Origin of the sequence: Chelativorans sp., assembly GCF_031180965.1 — a bacterium.
Lineage (GTDB): Bacteria > Pseudomonadota > Alphaproteobacteria > Rhizobiales > Rhizobiaceae > Chelativorans.
Genome location: NZ_JAPSLH010000028.1, coordinates 19,017 through 36,368 on the forward strand (window position 1 = coordinate 19,017; position 17,352 = coordinate 36,368).

20 protein-coding genes and 1 pseudogene are annotated in these 17,352 nt (G+C 61.8%); 18 read left to right on the forward strand and 3 right to left on the reverse strand.

What is annotated here, in order from left to right:
* The first annotated feature begins 15 nt into the window (after window positions 1-15).
* From RIN79_RS17575 to RIN79_RS17660, 18 genes and pseudogenes are all read left to right on the forward strand, one after another.
* The gene (locus tag RIN79_RS17575) at window positions 16-1,221 is read left to right on the forward strand and encodes an ABC transporter substrate-binding protein (RefSeq protein WP_309085985.1); all 1,206 of its coding nucleotides are present in this window, start codon (window positions 16-18) and stop codon (window positions 1,219-1,221) included.
* Window positions 1,222-1,226: 5 nt separating this feature from the next.
* Window positions 1,227-2,027: an ABC transporter ATP-binding protein gene (locus RIN79_RS17580; protein ID WP_309085986.1), complete on the forward strand. Its 801-nt coding sequence runs from the start codon at window positions 1,227-1,229 to the stop codon at window positions 2,025-2,027.
* A complete protein-coding gene (locus RIN79_RS17585; protein ID WP_309085987.1) occupies window positions 2,020-2,730 on the forward strand; it encodes an ABC transporter ATP-binding protein in 711 nt (236 codons plus the stop codon). The genes RIN79_RS17580 and RIN79_RS17585 overlap by 8 nt, the downstream gene beginning before the upstream one ends.
* A gap of 3 nt (window positions 2,731-2,733) precedes the next feature.
* On the forward strand, window positions 2,734-3,621 hold the full coding sequence (locus RIN79_RS17590) for a branched-chain amino acid ABC transporter permease (protein ID WP_309085988.1): 888 nt from the start codon (window positions 2,734-2,736) through the stop codon (window positions 3,619-3,621).
* Window position 3,622: 1 nt separating this feature from the next.
* Entirely contained in the window at window positions 3,623-4,582 is a 960-nt protein-coding gene (locus RIN79_RS17595; protein ID WP_309085989.1) for a branched-chain amino acid ABC transporter permease, read from the forward strand.
* A gap of 73 nt (window positions 4,583-4,655) precedes the next feature.
* The gene (gene sfsA / locus RIN79_RS17600) at window positions 4,656-5,357 is read left to right on the forward strand and encodes a DNA/RNA nuclease SfsA (protein ID WP_309085990.1); all 702 of its coding nucleotides are present in this window, start codon (window positions 4,656-4,658) and stop codon (window positions 5,355-5,357) included.
* Entirely contained in the window at window positions 5,358-6,182 is an 825-nt protein-coding gene (gene map / locus RIN79_RS17605) for a type I methionyl aminopeptidase (protein ID WP_309085991.1), read from the forward strand.
* Window positions 6,183-6,186: 4 nt separating this feature from the next.
* The gene (locus RIN79_RS17610; protein WP_309085992.1) at window positions 6,187-6,873 is read left to right on the forward strand and encodes a DNA repair protein RadC; all 687 of its coding nucleotides are present in this window, start codon (window positions 6,187-6,189) and stop codon (window positions 6,871-6,873) included.
* A 144-nt stretch (window positions 6,874-7,017) separates the two neighbouring features.
* Window positions 7,018-8,259, forward strand: a complete 1,242-nt coding sequence (locus RIN79_RS17615) for a tyrosine-type recombinase/integrase (RefSeq protein WP_309085993.1) — start codon at window positions 7,018-7,020, stop codon at window positions 8,257-8,259.
* 332 nt (window positions 8,260-8,591) lie between these two features.
* Window positions 8,592-8,996, forward strand: a pseudogene (locus tag RIN79_RS17620) (hypothetical protein); the annotation flags it as partial.
* A gap of 398 nt (window positions 8,997-9,394) precedes the next feature.
* Entirely contained in the window at window positions 9,395-9,769 is a 375-nt protein-coding gene (locus RIN79_RS17625; protein ID WP_309085994.1) for a thermonuclease family protein, read from the forward strand.
* Between the two features lie 507 nt (window positions 9,770-10,276).
* Entirely contained in the window at window positions 10,277-11,008 is a 732-nt protein-coding gene (locus RIN79_RS17630; RefSeq protein ID WP_309085995.1) for a LuxR family transcriptional regulator, read from the forward strand.
* Window positions 11,009-11,199: 191 nt separating this feature from the next.
* Entirely contained in the window at window positions 11,200-11,841 is a 642-nt protein-coding gene (locus tag RIN79_RS17635; protein ID WP_309085996.1) for an acyl-homoserine-lactone synthase, read from the forward strand.
* A gap of 280 nt (window positions 11,842-12,121) precedes the next feature.
* The gene (locus RIN79_RS17640; RefSeq protein ID WP_309085997.1) at window positions 12,122-12,487 is read left to right on the forward strand and encodes a hypothetical protein; all 366 of its coding nucleotides are present in this window, start codon (window positions 12,122-12,124) and stop codon (window positions 12,485-12,487) included.
* A gap of 465 nt (window positions 12,488-12,952) precedes the next feature.
* On the forward strand, window positions 12,953-13,201 hold the full coding sequence (locus RIN79_RS17645; protein ID WP_309085998.1) for a hypothetical protein: 249 nt from the start codon (window positions 12,953-12,955) through the stop codon (window positions 13,199-13,201).
* A 3-nt stretch (window positions 13,202-13,204) separates the two neighbouring features.
* Complete coding sequence (locus RIN79_RS17650; protein WP_309085999.1) at window positions 13,205-13,885, forward strand: SOS response-associated peptidase; 681 nt, start codon at window positions 13,205-13,207, stop codon at window positions 13,883-13,885.
* Window positions 13,886-13,899: 14 nt separating this feature from the next.
* Window positions 13,900-14,379, forward strand: coding sequence for a hypothetical protein (locus RIN79_RS17655; protein WP_309086000.1), 480 nt, complete (start codon window positions 13,900-13,902; stop codon window positions 14,377-14,379).
* 49 nt (window positions 14,380-14,428) lie between these two features.
* The gene (locus RIN79_RS17660; RefSeq protein ID WP_309086001.1) at window positions 14,429-14,581 is read left to right on the forward strand and encodes a hypothetical protein; all 153 of its coding nucleotides are present in this window, start codon (window positions 14,429-14,431) and stop codon (window positions 14,579-14,581) included.
* Window positions 14,582-14,651: 70 nt separating this feature from the next.
* Here RIN79_RS17660 and RIN79_RS17665 read toward each other — a convergent pair whose 3' ends face one another.
* The 3 genes from RIN79_RS17665 to RIN79_RS17675 all read right to left on the reverse strand — a co-directional run bounded on the left by RIN79_RS17665 (window position 14,652) and on the right by RIN79_RS17675 (window position 16,909).
* Window positions 14,652-14,882: a DUF6894 family protein gene (locus tag RIN79_RS17665; protein ID WP_309086002.1), complete on the reverse strand. Its 231-nt coding sequence runs from the start codon at window positions 14,880-14,882 to the stop codon at window positions 14,652-14,654.
* 9 nt (window positions 14,883-14,891) lie between these two features.
* Window positions 14,892-15,065 (reverse strand): hypothetical protein, encoded by a 174-nt coding sequence (locus tag RIN79_RS17670; protein WP_309086003.1) that lies wholly within the window; start codon window positions 15,063-15,065, stop codon window positions 14,892-14,894.
* Window positions 15,066-15,382: 317 nt separating this feature from the next.
* Window positions 15,383-16,909, reverse strand: a complete 1,527-nt coding sequence (locus RIN79_RS17675) for an autotransporter outer membrane beta-barrel domain-containing protein (RefSeq protein WP_309086004.1) — start codon at window positions 16,907-16,909, stop codon at window positions 15,383-15,385.
* Between the last annotated feature and the right edge of the window lie 443 nt (window positions 16,910-17,352).

Here is a 17,352-nt window from a genome sequence, read left to right on the forward strand (position 1 = left end):
GATGGGAGGAAGAGCATGAGAACACTGGCATTTATTTCAGCGGCCCTCCTGGCCGCCACGGCCATGCCCGCCCTGGCGCAGGTTTCCGACGAGAAGGTGAAGATCGGGATCCTGAACGACCAGTCGGGCGTCTATGCCGACTTCGGCGGAAAGTGGTCGTTCGAGGCGGCGAAGATGGCGGCCGAGGATTATGGGGGCAAGGTGCTGAACGCCCCGATCGAGATCGTCACGGCCGACCATCAGAACAAGCCGGACATCGCCTCCAACATCGCCCGGCAATGGTACGACACCGAGCAGGTGGATTCGATCATGGAGCTCACCACCTCCTCGGTGGCGCTCGCCGTGCAGGGGATCTCGAAGGAGAAGAAGAAGATCGACATCGTCACGGGCGCCGCGACGACGGAGCTGACGGGCGCCCAATGCTCTCCCTACGGCTTCCACTGGGCCTACGACACCCATGCTCTGGCGGTCGGCACCGGCGGGGCGCTGGTGGAACAGGGCGGCGACACCTGGTTCTTCCTGACCGCCGACTACGCCTTCGGCTATTCGCTGGAGGAGCAGACCTCGAACTTCGTCAAGTCGAAGGGGGGGCAGGTGCTGGGCTCGGTGCGCCATCCCCTCGCCTCCACCGACTATTCCTCCTTCCTTCTGCAGGCGCAGTCCTCGGGCGCCAAGGTCATCGGCCTTGCCAATGCGGGTCTCGACACGTCCAACGCCATCAAGCAGGCGGCGGAGTTCGGCATCGTGGCGGGCGGGCAGCGGCTGGCCGCGCTGCTTTTCACGCTGTCCGAGGTACACGGCCTGGGCCTGGAAGCGGCGCAGGGCCTGACGCTGACCGAGGGCTATTACTGGGACCGCGACGATACCTCGCGCCAATTCGCCCAGCGCTTCATGGAGCGCACCGGCCGCATGCCGAACATGATCCATGCCGGCACCTATTCGGCCGTCACGCAATATCTGAAGGCGATCGAGGCCGCCGGCACGGACGAGACCGAGGCGGTCGCCGCGAAGCTGCATGAGATGCCGGTCGACGACGTCTTCGCGCAAGGCGGCAAGGTGGGCGCGAACGGGCGCCTGATCAAGGACATGTACCTGCTCGAAGTGAAGGCGCCGTCGGAGAGCAAGCAGGCCTGGGACTACTTCAACGTGCTGGCGACCATTCCCGGCGACCAGGCCTATATGAAGCCGGCCGAAAGCGGCTGCCCGCTCGCCAGTCAGTAATGGCCATGAGCGATGCGATGACGGCGGCCGCTCCCGGCCGCCAGGCGGATTCGCGTCCGCAGGCGGTGCTTTCCGCCCGCGGGCTGCGGCGCGAGTTCGGCGGCTTCCTCGCGGTGAAGGATGTGGACATCGACGCCCATCACGGGCAGATCCACGCGCTCATCGGCCCGAATGGCGCCGGCAAGACGACCGTCTTTAACCTGCTCACCAAATTCATCGAGCCGACGAGCGGCACGATCCTGCTCGAAGGGCGCGACATCACGCGGCTGTCGGCGGCGCGGGTGGCGCGGCTGGGACTGGTGCGCTCGTTCCAGATCTCGGCGACCTTCCCTCACCTGTCCGTGCTCGACAATGTGCGCGTGGCGCTGCAGCGGCCGCAAGGGCTCGGCTACCAGTTCTGGCTGCCCGTTTCGTCGCTGAACCGGCTGAACCGGCGGGCGGAGGAACTGCTCACCTCCGTTGGCCTCGCCGACGAGCGGCACAAGCTCGCCGCGGATCTTTCCTATGGGCGCAAGCGCGTCCTGGAGATCGCCACCACGCTCGCCCTTGACCCGAAGGTGCTGCTGCTCGACGAGCCGATGGCCGGCATGGGCCAGGAGGATATCGGCAAGGTGTCGGAGATCATCCGGGCGGTGGCGAAGGACCGGGCCGTGCTGATGGTCGAGCACAATCTGAAGGTCGTGGCCGATCTCTGCGACCGGATCACGGTTCTGCAGCGGGGCGAGGTGATCGCCTCCGGCGACTATGAGACCGTGAGCCGAAACGAGCAGGTGAGGCTTGCCTATATGGGTACGGCCCATGGCTGAGCGCGCGCCACTCCTCATGCTTTCTGATCTCCATGCCTGGTATGGCGAAAGCCATGTGCTGCACGGGGTGAATCTTGAGGTCTTTCCCGGCGAGACGGTGACGCTGCTCGGCCGCAACGGCGTCGGCAAGACGACCACGCTGCGCGCCATAATGGGCATCATCCGCAAGCGCAGCGGCAAGATCACTTTCGACGGCAAGGATCTCCTGCGCCTGCCGCTGCATCGCACCGCGCATCAGGGCATCGGCTTCGTGCCGGAGGAGCGAGGCATCTTCTCCACCCTCTCCGTGGAGGAGAACCTCCTGCTTCCTCCCGTCGTTTCCGAGGGCGGCATGAGCATGGAGGAGATTTTTGACCTCTTCCCGAACCTCAAGGAGCGGCGCGGCAGTCAGGGCACGAAGCTTTCCGGGGGCGAGCAACAGATGCTGGCCATCGCGCGCATGCTGCGGACTGGGGTGCGGCTGCTCCTCCTCGACGAGCCGACGGAAGGGCTTGCGCCGGTGATCGTCCAACGCATCGGCGAGGTGCTGACGGAGTTGAAGAAGCGCGGCATGACGGTCCTTCTCGTCGAGCAAAATTTCCACTTCGCCCGCCGCATCGCCGACCGCTTCTATCTGATGGAGCACGGACGGGTGACCTCCGGCTTCCCCGTGGCCGAGCTCGACAGCCGCATGGAATCGCTGCACGACGCGCTGGGAGTCTAGGCCATGACGATGATCTTCGGCATTCCGCTCCAGGCATTTCTAGGCCAGCTTCTCGTCGGGCTGATCAACGGCTCGTTCTACGCCATGCTGAGCCTGGGCCTGGCGATCATTTTCGGAATGCTGCGCGTCATCAATTTCGCCCATGGCGCGCAGTATATGCTGGGGGCCTTTGTCGGCTATCTGCTTCTGACAAATCTCGGCATCGGCTACTGGCCGGCGCTGATCCTCGCTCCGCTGATCGTCGGCATCAGCGGCATGATCGTCGAGCGGCTGTTCCTGTCGCGCCTCTACGACCTTGATCATCTCTACGGCCTGCTCTTCACCTTCGGCCTCGCGCTGGTGATCGAGGGCACGTTCCGCTACTATTACGGCGTCTCCGGACAGGCCTATACGCCTCCCCCCGCGCTCACCGGCGCCGTCAATCTCGGCTTCATGTTCCTGCCGGTCTATCGCGGCTGGGCGGTGCTCGCCTCCCTGGTGATCTGCCTTGGCACATGGCTTGCCATCGAGAAGACGAAGCTCGGCTCCTATCTCCGCGCGGCCACGGAGAACCCCACCCTCGTGCAGGCCTTCGGCGTCAACGTCCCGCTGCTTCTGACGCTCACCTACGGCATCGGCGCGGGCCTGGCCGGGCTGGCCGGCATCATGGCCGCGCCCGTCTATCAGGTGAGCCCGCTGATGGGCTCCAACCTCATCATCATCGTCTTCGCTGTCGTGGTGGTGGGCGGCATGGGCTCGATTCTCGGGGCGATCGTAACCGGCTATATGCTGGGCCTGGCCGAGGGGTTGACCAAGGTCTTCTACCCCGAAGCCTCCAACATAGTCATCTTCGTCATCATGGCGATCGTGCTGCTCGTGCGGCCGGCCGGCCTGTTCGGAAAGGATGCCTGACATGGCCGACCTGACGCTCTCGGAGGTGGAGGCCCGGCGCGCTGCGCGCTTCGATCTCCTGCTGCTGGCGGTGGGAGTGGCGGGGCTGATCGCCGCGCCCTTCTTCTTCTATCCCATCTTCCTCATGAAGATGCTGTGCTTCGCGCTCTTTGCCTGCGCATTCAACCTGCTGCTCGGCTTCACGGGCCTGCTGTCCTTCGGGCATGCGGCCTTCTTCGGTGGCGCCGCCTATTTCACGGCCCATGCCGTCAAGGAATGGGGTTGGACGCCCGAGGCCGGCGTCCTGCTCGGCCTTGTCGGCGCCGCCGCTATGGGTGCGGTGATGGGCTTTCTCGCCATCCGCCGCCAGGGCATCTATTTCGCCATGATCACGCTGGCGCTGTCGCAGATGTTCTTCTTCTTCTGCCTGCAGGCTCCCTTCACCAAGGGCGAGGACGGCCTTCAGGGCGTCCCGCGCGGGCATCTTTTCGGCCTGATGGATCTCAACCAGCCGCTCAACATCTATTATTTCGTGCTGGCGGTCTTCCTGATCGGCGTCTTTGCCATCTGGCGCATCGTCAACTCACCCTTCGGCATGATCCTGAAGTCGATCCGCGAGAACGAGAACCGCGCGGTCTCGCTCGGCTACAGCGTACAGAAATACAAGCTCGCCGCCTTTATCATGTCGGCTGGGCTCGCCGGTCTTGCCGGCGCGCTGAAAGCGCTCGTCTTCCAGTTCGCCACCCTGACCGATGTGAGCTGGCAGATGTCCGGCGAGGTGATCCTGATGACGCTGCTCGGCGGCATCGGCACCATGGTGGGGCCGATCGTCGGAGCGGGGCTGGTCGTGGCGCTGCAGAACTATCTTGCCACCTCCCCGCTGCCGGTGACGATCGTGACAGGTGCGATCTTCATGATATGCGTGCTCGTCTTCCGCCGCGGCATCGTCGGCGAAATCCAGGCGCGGCTGCTGCGCAGATAGAGGTTGCCCTGCCCTTTGCCCCGCGCGTTGCGGGCGGTAAGGGAGAACCCGACCCGCCAACGCCCTGCCGCCCATGAAATTCCCGTCTCCCCTCACCGAAGCCCGGCTCCTCCGCCGCTACAAGCGCTTCCTGGCCGACGTCGTGATCGCCGACGGCACGGAGACGACGGTCGCTGTGCCGAATACCGGCTCCATGCTCGGCCTGACCGCGCCGGGCTCGCGCGTGCTGCTTTCCCGATGGGAGAACCCGAAGCGCAAATATCCCTACACGCTGGAGATCGTCGAGGCGGACGGGACGCTGGTGGGCATAAATACCGGCCTGCCGAACCGGCTGGCGGCGGAGGCGATCCGCGCCGGGCTCGTCGGCGATCTCGGGGAGTACCCGGTGGTACGGCCCGAGCAGCGCTATGGCCTGCGCTCGCGGATCGACTTCCTGCTGCAGCATCCGGAGCGCCCTCCCGCCTATGTGGAGGTGAAGAATGTGCATTTCATGCGCGACAAGGGCCTTGCCGAGTTCCCCGATACGACGACGGATCGCGGCGCCCGGCACCTCGACGAGCTGGCGGCCATGCGCGCTGCCGGCGCCCGCGCCGTGATGATCTATGTGGTGCAGCGCGGCGATTGCTCCCGCTTCCGCCTCTGTGCGGATCTCGACCCGACCTACTGCGCCGCATTCGCACGCGCGCAGCGTGCGGGGGTTGAAGCTTTTGTGATAGGGTGCCAAATCTCTGCGGAAGCGATCATCCCCGATCGCCTGATCGAAATGGTATTCTGAATGGTCACCTATCTCGACGCCGACGCAGCGCCTTTGCGCAATACCGGCCAGATCCGCCTTTATGGCGAGGAAGGCTTCGAGGGCATGCGCAGGGCGTGTCAGCTCACGGCGCGCTGTCTCGACGAACTGGCTTCGATCGTCAAGCCCGGCCTGACGACTAATGCCATCGACCGGTTCGTCTTCGAATACGGCATGGATCACGGCGCCATTCCCGCCACGCTGAATTATCGTGGCTACACCAAGTCCACCTGCACCTCGATCAACCATGTGGTCTGCCACGGGATTCCGGACGACAAGCCGCTCCGCGAAGGCGACATCGTCAATATCGACGTCACCTACGTGGTCGACGGCTGGCATGGCGATTCGAGCCGAATGTATCCGGTGGGGACCATCAAGCGCGCCGCCGAGCGCCTGCTGGAGGTTACCCACGAGTGCCTGATGCGCGGCGTCGCGGCGGTGAAACCCGGCGCGCGCACGGGCGCCATCGGCGCGGCCATTCAGGCCTATGCGGAGGCGCAGCGCTGCTCGGTGGTGCGCGACTTCTGCGGCCATGGGGTGGGCCGGCTCTTCCACGACGCGCCGAACATCCTGCATTACGGCAGCCCGAACGAGGGCGTGGAGATGCGGCCGGGCATGATCTTCACCATCGAGCCCATGATCAATCTCGGCCGCCCGCATGTGAAGGTGCTCGCCGACGGCTGGACAGCCGTGACGCGCGACCGTTCGCTTTCGGCGCAGTACGAGCATACGGTGGGCGTGACCGAAACGGGGTGCGAGGTCTTCACGCTTTCGCCGGGTGGACTGGATCGGCCGGGACTGAGCTGAGGCTATGGCGGCGGGGGCGGTTGGCATCGGCGACGACGAGGAACCGGGCTTCTCCGAAGGCCTCTTCCCGCCTGACGGGAACGCGGCCAAGCCGGCGGCGAGGGCCGAAAAGGCAAAGCTGAGGAAGCATTATGAGGGCCATCGCGAGCGGCTGCGCGAGCGCTTCGCGGAAGCGGGCAGCGACGCTCTCTCCGACTACGAGCTCCTGGAAATGGTACTGTTCCGCAGCATCCCCCGCGCGGACACCAAGGGACCGGCAAAGGCCCTTCTGCAGCATTTTGGCTCGATCGCGGAGGTGCTCGGGGCGCCGGAGCATCGCCTCAAGGAGATTCCCGGCATCGGCGAAGCGGCCGCGCGCGACCTGAAGCTGATCGCCGCCCTCACCCAGCGCATGCTGCGGAGCGAGGTGCGCGGCAAACAGGTGCTTTCCTCCTGGGCGCAGGTGCTCGACTATTGCCGCGCAAGCATGGCCTATGAGGACCGCGAGCAGTTCCGCATCCTCTTCCTCGACAAGAAGAACGCGCTGATCAAGGATGAGTGCCAGCAGACCGGCACGGTGGACCACACGCCCGTCTATCCGCGCGAGGTGGTGAGGCGGGCGCTGGAGCTCTCCGCCAGCGCGGTCATTCTTGTGCACAACCACCCCACTTACCCTGGTTCAATCACGCTGGATCACGCTCAACCACATTGAAGCATCACGGTTTTTCTGGGTTGCGTACTGGGTGCGGCTTTGGCAAACTGGGGGCCGTTTAAGGGGTAGGCAGACAGCTTCCAGAGCCCGAGCGCCGATCCCTATCTCCCCGAACGTCCCCAGTTGCCGAGAAGGAAAAACGCCGTGCCTAGCCTGACCGAATCCGCCATTCGCCAAGCGCTGAAGCGGGTGGAGAGCAAACGCAAGCAGGAGAACCTGGCAGATGGTGAGGGCCGTGGGACAGGCCGCCTGATCCTGGTTCTCAAGCCGATGCCGAAGCGGGTGACGGCCGACTGGATGGCGCAGCAATGGCGCGACAGAAAACGCACCAAGAAAAAGCTCGGAGCCTATCCGTCAATGTCCCTCGCGCAGGCACGGGAGATCTTCAAGCGCGACTTCGCCGACGTCATCCAGAAGGGCCGCAGCATCAAGATCGCGACCGACGCTCGACCAGGGACAGTGGCTGATCTATTCGAGGGCTACGTCACGTCGCTGAAGGCGGCGGGGAAGCCATCCTGGAAGGAGACCGAAAAGGGTCTCAGCAAGATCGCCGACACACTCGGACGCAATCGCCTCGCAAGCGAAATCGAATCCGAGGAGATCGTCGAGCTGATCCGGCCGATCTACGAGCGCGGGGCGCGATCGATGGCGGACCATGTGCGAGGCTACATTCATGCGGCGTACAGCTGGGGAATGAAGTCCGACAACGACTATCGCAACACCTCCCCTCGCCGCTTCCGCATTCCGTACAATCCAGCTTCGGGTATTCCGACGGAACCCAAGGTCCAGGGCACCCGGTGGCTCAGCGAAGACGAGTTCGTGCGGCTCTATCGCTGGCTTGAATGCCCGGACACCCCTGTTCATCCCTCCTACCCCCGCGCTGTGCAGCTCATCATGCTGACTGGCCAGCGCGTCGAGGAAATCGCCCGTCTGCATATAGACCAGTGGGATGCAACTGAGCGGATCATCGACTGGTCGAAGACCAAGAACCTCCAGCCACATGCCGTTCCTGTCCCATCGCTTGCGGCCGAGCTCATCGAGTCGATCAAGCCGAACGTGTACGGCTGGTACTTTCCCTCGGCCAAGGACCCATCGAAGCCTGTCAGCCACGCGACGCTTTACAGCTTTGTCTGGCGCCAGCGCGACCGCGGTGTCATCCCTCATGCCACAAACCGGGACCTCCGCCGGACGTTCAAGACGCTTGCCGGCAAGGCGGGCGTTTCGAAGGAGATACGCGATCGGCTTCAGAACCATGCGTTACAGGACGTCAGCTCGAAGAACTACGACCGCTGGAACTACATGCCCGAGAAGCGCGCCGGCATGGCAAAATGGGACAAATTCGTCCGAGCCATGCTGCATCGGAAGCGGCTAAAAACTGCAGCTTGAAATATGGATTCGAATATTTGCACTCTTTGCAGAAGGGACCAGACAACGATCGAGATTGAGCCTGCAACGCACGGTTCTCCTCGATAGCGGTGGTTTTGTAAGGGCAAGATTGGTATCCTGCTTATTGGTGATATCGCGCATAGGAACGGCCAGCGTGCGGCGGCCAAAACGGGGGCTTTACTGCCGGGCAGCGTTGGGGCCGAGGACTGGCCGTTGCTGGGGATAAATGTAGTCCGCGCCCTCCTTGCGTAAGAGTTCGAGGTCCCCAAGCAATCCATCAATCCGGCTATGGCCTGCATAAATAAGTAGATCGCCGCGCTGAATTGCTATGATCGGTTTCTTGTCTGCCGTCGACTTCGGGCAAGCCGCTTGTGCGCGTCAATGCGAGCTGGATGGAGCTTTTACGCTCTATCCGGACAGCAAGGGGGTCCGCGCTAGATTCCTGGTGCATCTTTCGGACTCCCCCGGGGATCGCTTGCTCGCGGGGAGTGATGTGGAGGAGGCGTTGATCGAGCGCTGCGTCACCTCGGGTGGAAGACGTCAGCTATTTCTTCCCGCGCGGCGAGGATATGTTCGGTATCAATGTGCGGGGCTCCGCCTCGATCGACAAACTTCTCGCGACCCGCCGCGTGTTGTGCGCGATCCGGGCTTTCAATCTAACGCACATAAACCGGGGTCGGAATGCCTATCAGGCGAGCCACTGTTACAGCCTGGCGGATCACATGCTGGAGAGTTGAGTGGCTTTGGGCCGTCTTGGCCGCGGTGAACTGGTGGTGAATGTACGAAGCGTATAGATCTCGGCGCTCCGGGGTGGCTTCACTATGTAGGTGATGTGACACCAGATGAGCCCCTTCAATTCAATGCACATAGAAAAATCACGCTTCTTTGTCCCCCTGTCCCGTCGTGGATCGATAATGCTCCTGAAACTGGAGGAGCGATCCATGACACCATTCCATCTTGTCTTCTCAGCAGTCCTGGTAGTGACGCTGGTAAGCGGTGCCGCTGCGACGGCGCTCGCTCTTACGCGTAACGGCAGAAGTGCCACTCAGAGGAGGGTGATCGAGCGGCTCTCACATATTGCTTTCCTGGGAGCCAGTGCAATTATTGCGCTGCTGAGCAAATTCGGAGAGAGCTAATGTTCACCCTCGCCGCCACCACCGTCATCACCTGCTTGCACCTGGGTACGGTGGACGGCGACACGTTCAAATGCAACGGCGAGAACATGCGGCTACTCGGCCCCGGTCAGCCGAACAAGTCGGGAATCGACACGCCGGAGATTGGGAACGCGAAGTGCCAGGCCGAGCGCTTCCTCGGCGAGCAGGCGAAGCGCCGGCTGGACGAGCTGCTGCGCGAAGACGTGACGATCGAGGACAGCGGAGTTCGCGACCGCTACCGCCGGCCGCTGGTGTGGGTCAGGATGCCGAATGGCGAGGACGTGGGCGAGGTGCTGCTGCGCGAGGGGTATGCCCTCCCCTGGCGGCCCGGCAAGCGCGTGAGCTGGTGTGGGTAACCAAAGGGCCGCTCGTGCTTGTGTAGTACAAATCTTGCCTGGCAGCGTAAACTTTGTGTAACTTGCCGACATGGGAGGCAGAGAGAGCGCACCTTGGCACTCTCTACAGGTGGGTGGGGGGCTGGCCAAAATCAGGCGGCTAGGAACTATCCTGATCCGGACGGTGCGGCGGGGCGATCCCCTTGGCCCTTGCTTTGGTCTGCTCGGATGCGCCGTTCCTAGTCTGGCCCAGTTCAAGATAGACTTTCGCCCAGAAGCGGGCCTTCTCCCCGTCATCGGCTCGCTCGCGGCAAAGTGCCCGCTTAAGGGCTTCGGATTTAGCACGACGTTTGTACGCCGCAATGAGGGCCTCGGCGACATCCTGAATGAGATCCGACTGCCTCAAACAATTGGATTCCTTTTGGGTCGGAATAGGGAACAGGCGATGCACTCGCCCTTCTGCCTGTCCTCCAGCGCCTTCGCGGCGTCCCCTTCTTCGCATTTCAGCTCACGTCATGGAGTGTACGGATGAACTCCGAAGCAGGGTCACTTGGTGACCTCGATGCGTCAATCTTCGATACGGTCAAAGCCGCACGAGATGTGGAGGCTGCTGTCGAAATCGTCAGAGATGGGTATCAGCTTTCTCATGCTACCTTTCACCTTGGTCACACCCCGATCGAACCGATCGATGCGCCGTATGTAAAATCCACTTATCCCCCTGAATGGTTGGGGCGCTACCTCGTTAAACGCTACTTTCTCGTCGATCCTGTCGCAAAGGCGGGGTTCGAGATGGTTCGACCCTTTTACTGGCATGAGCTCGATATAAAGCCTGAGGCCGCGGAGCTGATGGTCGACGCCGAAAAACACGGAATTGGATCCCAGGGATATTCCATTCCAGTGCTGGATAAGGACAACCGGCGTTCTTTGTTCACGGTCACCTCCAACGCCGGAAGGCGCGAGTGGGACGCATTTGTGTCCGCCCACCAGGCTGCGCTCGCGGAGATCGCGTTCTTCATTCATACCCGTGCGCTAGCGGAGCTGTATGGCACTGAACGCCCCTTTCCCCATTTGAGCGAACGTGAGATCGAGTGCCTTGCGTTGACGGCCCAGGGTAAAGATTCGAAGGACATCGCTGCTATCCTCGATCTGTCGGAAAACACCACGAAGGCTTACCTGAAAACCGTGCGGATTAAGCTTCAGTGCTCCACGATGGCCCAAGCCGTCGCCAAAGCTATACACCACCGGATCATAAGCCGTTAATACCCCCGATCGGGGGTACCCAGTGAGGTATACGCAATAGCGGGTACTCGGCAGCAGGTACCCTCTTGGGTACATGTCTTCTTGTATGCTCCATCGAGCGAACCAGAAAAGGTGCACCCTTTTGGGGCGATTTTCTTTTCTGGCAAATGGCATCAATCTCCATCCCGTCCCGTTAACCGATGGAGATGAGAATGTTCATCAGTATAGACAGGCCGGAATACCAGAACCATGCGCACCTCATGCGGGAGATGTTCATCCTCAGGAAGAGGGTATTCCACGATATGCTTCGCTGGGACGTTCAAGTGGAGGGGGACATCGAGCGGGACCGCTATGATGACCTTGGCCCGTCCTATCTTGTCTGGTGCGATCCGGGCGCTACGACGATCTACGCCTCGCTAAGGATGCTGCCGACCACCGGCCCCACTCTCCTCTTCGACGTATTTCATCAGACGGCCCCAAACATCGCAACCCTCTCCGCTCCCAGCATCTGGGAGGCGACCAGATCGTGTGTTCACGCCGAGAACCTGGCACGCGATTTCCCACACATTTCGCAGGGAAAAGCTTTCGGTTTGCTCATGCTGGCCATGGTCGAGTGGAGCGTGCGGTATGGGATTGACACGGTGATCGGCAATTACGAGCCGCGTGTCAGCCGGCTCTATGATCGTGCCGGCATGCTGTTTGACGAGCTCGGCCGAGCCGACGGCTTTGGTGAGCACCCTGTCTGCTGCGGCGCCTTTGAAATGTCCGAGCGTGTCCTGCAGCGGATGCGTGCAAAGCAGGGCGTTGCGGCGTCGGTATTTCACGCGGGCGGCAACGCACTTAGGGCGGCGTGACCGCGCCCTGCTGCCAAGCCGGCGCGAGACGAGGAGTTATCGTACATGCGTTCACATGAAGCGAGCACAGCACCTGTGCGCATTGAGGGCGCGAGTGAGCTTCCAGTTCGAGTGTTGGTCGCGATGCACCTTCGCGAAGCAGCGCGCCTCGCCCCGCTCCTGGAGCGAGAGGTTAACGTCAACTACCTCTCATACTTCATCGATATGGCGGCCGAGGTCGTGGAGGGGCCCATTTCCTCAGTTTGCGAAAACGGCAACCATCGAGAGGGAGGCCGGTCCGATGTCGGGCGTTGAGGAGCCGATCATGGTGAGATACCGGGATAGCAAGGAAACGCCGCCGGTGGAACGAGGAGACCTCGAGACGTTCATCCTGGCGGTCAGGAAGAAAGATGGGCGCATCGCCGCTTTTCCAGCTGACTACCTCAACGACTTTCCGCTGTGGGTGGGGGAGCCGGAGTTACCAGCGCGAAGAGGTCGATTTCGGGTGCTGGCAAAGGCGGAGGGTACCAATGCCACGGGATGGTTCGACCATCTTCCCGACGACGCTAACGACGCGATAATTTCGCCGATGACGCTCGCGCCCGGCGACGAACTTCTGGGATGGGTCCCGGTCGCCGAACTGACACCCACAGCAAAAATTCGCTGACCTCGAAGCATAGGAAGGTCGCTGGACGGGCACGCCATCTGCCGTCCAGCGTGCCTCCCCCGATGTGCCGATGTGGGCGGCCCAAGCTGGCTCGTCGCTCCAGATAGCTCGGCGATAGGTGCGTCAGCTGGTGCGATTGACCCGCGGAACAAAACAAGAATACATCCCTTTCATTGCGGCGCCCAAAAACACGAGAACCACCATGCGCCGCTACATCATCCGCACCCTTCAGGATTTGGTCGACCATGAAATGCAGCTCACGGCCCATTGTGGCTCTGCGTTCTGCGGCCACCACAGGTTCTGGACCTCAAGGAGATGATCGCCACCTTCGGGCCAGACTATTCCTGTGTCGGTGACGACAGGCTCAGGAAAGCGATCCGTTGTGAGCGGTGCGGCCACAAGGGCGGATCAGTCACAGTTTCCGCTGCCAGAAAAACACAGCACGTAGCTAGAGGGGAGAAGGATATGCCCCTACGGCCGCCGCGGCAGGACTGGCCTGCTTCCGTCTATTCGGTTGACGAGAATTTCGAGATTGTCGAGGAACTGGCCCAGTGCGCCAATTTCGGCATAGGATACGTCGCCTACAAGAAGGCGCTCCAAATGCGCTCCTATTCGATCGTTCAACTTTGCGAGAAAGGGCGAATCGTCTGGACGGCAAAGACCGGAGGGATGGACCCGGAGACCGGCAAGGTAACAATTTTGTGGGAGAAGTGACATTTGTGCGGCCGTTTCACCCGATACCTCACCTGGTCCGAGATCCACCGGCTTTACCGGCTGACTCTGGACTGGGAAAAGCAGCGCAATGACGAGCCGAATTACAACGTCTGCCCAACGGATGAGGTGCCCTTCGTCACTGTCGGCGAGAACGGCGCGCATAGGCTGCACCTAGGGCGCTGGTGGCTGGTGCCAGGGTGGGCGAAGGAGATGCCCAAGGCAGCCATGTTCAATGCGCGGATCGAGACGGCCGACAGCTCCGGCGCCTTCAAGGATGCATGGAGGACGACGCGCTGTCTGATCCCAGCGGATGGCTTCTACGAGTGGACCAAGAACCCGGATGACGACGGTCGAGACCCCTGGCACATTCACCTGCCAGAACATCAGCCGTTCAGCTTCGCCGGCCTCTGGGCGCACAACAAGAAGCTGGACGTGACGAGCTGCACGATCATCACCATGCCGGCGACGGAGCCGATCTCCCAACTGCATGACCGTCAGCCGGCCATTCTGGATCCGGCCGCTTACGATGAATGGCTCGACCCTTCGACGCCCGGCGACAAGCTCAAGCCGCTTCTCTTCGAGAGAACCATAGATTCTCAGCTTCAGTTCTACCGCGTTGGCCGCGAGGTGAACTCGAACAAGGCGAAGGGCCCAAAATGCATAGAGCCGGTCAATCCACTCTAGAGACAGAGGCGAACATGTATGCGCTTACGCTGAAGGTTGAGGGGGCGAGTGATGAGGACATCAGGAGAGGCCTGGATGCAGCCGGAGCCGTCTTCGAGGAGGCGGGAGTGCATCCCGCAGAAGCATCCGAAGGGTTCTTCGCGATGGAAGGCTGGGACATAGGCGGCTTTAAAGGCGACCTCGACGAGGAAGCCAGCCGGAATGCGGATATTTGGCTCAAAGCGCAGGAAGCCGCAGTGAAAGCGTGCTGCGAAGGCTGGGATGAAAGTAGAAAGCCGGTGTCCGGCGATCTAGAGCTGATCGACACCGAGCGCTACGAAAAGCGCAGAGCCGATGACGGCTCATGGATGGTCTATAACACCTTCACCGGCAAACCGGCGCAAGCCGTGGGCGGCGGTCCCCTTCTTGGCCTGAATGAGGAAGAAGCCGACGAGTTGCTGAGCTTGATCGATGAAGGCATGATCGAGCTGGAGCCAAGGCCAGATAGCCGTTGACAACAACCGACAACTGAATCGACTGGGGGTTAGTGGGGGAGGAAAATCGATGACCCAAGACGAGCCCGCGATCAGGGAATTTGAAGCCCTCAAGGGCAAAAAGTGGGAGGACGCCACGGATGAGGAGAAGAAGGACTGGCTGGCTGCGTTAGCTGAGCTCGCCCAAATAATAAATGCGCCGTGGCCGGAGCTGGAGCAGTAACGGGGCGGCAATGCAACACCATGAGAGCGAAAAGCAGCTACGGATGCTCTGCCGCGCCGTAGCGGCAATCTCAGCGCATCGGCTTCGCACCAAAGGAGAGGGCGAAGATCGGCCCCTCCTCGTCGGCGACTTCCATCCGCCATTCGGAGTCGAAGGGTAGCCCTTCCATATCACGGATCAGCTCGCCAAAAGTCCTCGTGGCCTCTTTCATGGCGGCTTCCGCATCCGGCAAATGAACGTCTTCGATCGCGTCGTGAGGAAGGACCTCATCTGGTTTGAGGCGAAAATTGTAGTACGGCATTGTGGGCGTCTACTCGTCTAAGCTGCGAAGCTCTTCTTCAAGCGTTTCACGAACGTCTTCGCGAGTGGCATTTGCTTCAGGATGCGCCTCCAGCAGTTCGTCCGCCTTTGCCCCAGTATCGAGACCGGGATCTGCGCTGGCAACAGTGTCAGCTATATCGATGGCCAAAGGTAACGTAGGCATAGCCTGATCTCCAACATTGCTCCGCGTGCTTTCATGCCGAACAATGCTGGCTGGAGCGCGTTCCGGGCTGCGAAGCCGATGGGTTGTCAGGAAAAATACCAAGCGGTTACAGAGTTGAGCGACGGTTCTAAAAAACCCCGCGGCTCGTCGGCCACGGGGCTTGCTAGCGACTGGAGTGACCGGCAGGCTTAACGGCCACGGAAATCAAGTGGTTAAAAAATCACACACCGCTCCGAAGTTCCGCCCAGGCGCAAAAAACCCCGCCAGCCTTTCGGCCAGCGGGGCATGGGGGCGGTCACAATGGGGTAATGACGCGCCTACCATTGCATGCGAAAGCCAACCGTGCCGGTGATCGAGTGGCTATCGCCGAAGTTCTCCAGGCTCGTCTTCGCCAGCGCCTCGCCGTAGAGGGAGTATTTGTCGTCGGCAAAGTTGAGCGAGCCGCCGATGCCAAGACCGCCCCAGAGCGCATCGTCCTCGCTCTCGATATCCGCTCCCGCGACATCCACATTCGAGCCGCCGTCGAAGTCATAGTAGAGGTTGGCGATGCCGTAGAAATGCGAGCGGTTGATGCTGCCGCCCGAGCCCTGCCACTCGGCCTGGCGGTCGAGCGTGATGCCGAGGCGCCCGACGAGGTTCTCGGCTCTGTCCAGCGACACATCCGCCCCGAAGGCATCGGTGAAGTCGTCGAACTCCACGGCCGAATAGGTGAGCTGCGCCTGCGGGGTGGTTGCCCAGGCCGGCGTCAGCGCAATCCGCTTGCCTGTTTCGAGGCTGAGCGCATAGCCCACACCCTCATTGCCGTCCTCCAGCACCAGCCCGGCCGTGCTGGATTCAAGATCGCTGTCGAACCAGGTCACCTGCCCCTGGCCGTCCACATAGAAGCCGTTGTCGGCATACCAGGTGAGCGTGCCGCCTGCGCCATAGCCGGAGCCTTCGATGGAGCCGTTGCCGTGGACCGAGGCGACATCGGCCGAGAAGGTGCCGTAATGCAGGCTCACCCCACCGATGAGATCGCCCGCGCCGAGATCGGCGACCGGAATGTCGATGCCGGCCTTGAACTTCCAGCTCGACAGATCGTAGTCGGCGCCGGTCGTGCTGGTCTCCGGCTCGAAGCTGCCGCCGAAGCCGCGCAGTTCCGCCCAGATGCCGAGCTGCCTCTGAGCCACCGTCTCTTCCGACACCGCGTCAGCGCCCTCGGCGACGACGGTCCACTGCCGGTTGCCCACACGCTGCTGGAGTGAGCCGATGTCGATGAAGCCGAGCAGAGCGCCGGCATAGGCCTCGTAGAGCGGCACGCCTGGCTGGTAGAGTGGCGGCTCTGGCTCCGGTTCAGGCTCGCGCTCCAAAACAGAGCGCAGATACCAATCGCCGTCGGCGGGATCGCTGGTGCTGCCCTGGTATAACCGGTAGGCGTAAGCGCCGGCAACGACGGCAGGATCACCCTGGAACTCGTAGTCGCTTACCAGCGAGAAAACGCCGTTCGAGGCGCCGCCCACCTGAATTATGCGAATGCCCTCCACGGTCGGCGCACCAGTTCCGCCGAGATTGATCACATCCACGTTCGTGCTGCCGGAAGTACCGCCGGTGATCACGAGAAGGTCAGTTGGCGAAGTATCGCCGCCGAGTTCCGTCTGGATTTGCAGGACGCCTCGATCGGAATGAAAATCCCCGTCAATAGTCAATGAGCCTATCCCATTGACTCCAGGCGCGATGACAGCACCCTCAGGAGCCTGAACTGTCGGCCCGTAGAGAATTACCGATCCGACCGTACCAATGCCGGCAAGGGTCCCGCTATAGTTAGTGAGAGGCACGTCCCCAAGGTCAGACCCTGCGGACATCATCAAAGTCCCGTCGTAAATGGCCCATGGAGCCGGTTGGTTGGTTGCCTGGCCTGTTATGGTCCACGTGCTGCTGCCGGTCTTCTGAAGGTACTCGAAGCCCCGATACTGCTCCGTCCTTCCAATTGAAGAAACGTCAAACGTGCCGTTCCCGCTCCCGCCAAGGCGGAAGCTGTCAGCTGACCCGTTTGCTTCGACGTTCCCGCGAATTGTCGATCCATCATGGATTTCGAGAAGGTTTAGGCCACTGGTGAAGGTGATCGCGTTGGCTCGACTACTTTCGACACCAGCGAAGCCGCCTGCAAACCCGCCGGAAACGGAGCCGCCCGATAGGATCGATAAGAAGAGATCGTGGCCGAATATGCCGGCTCCTCCCGCCGCGATTTGGCTCTGGGGCGCAATGAATGGAGCTGACCCTCGTGCTCCCCCGTCGCCACCCGCGATTT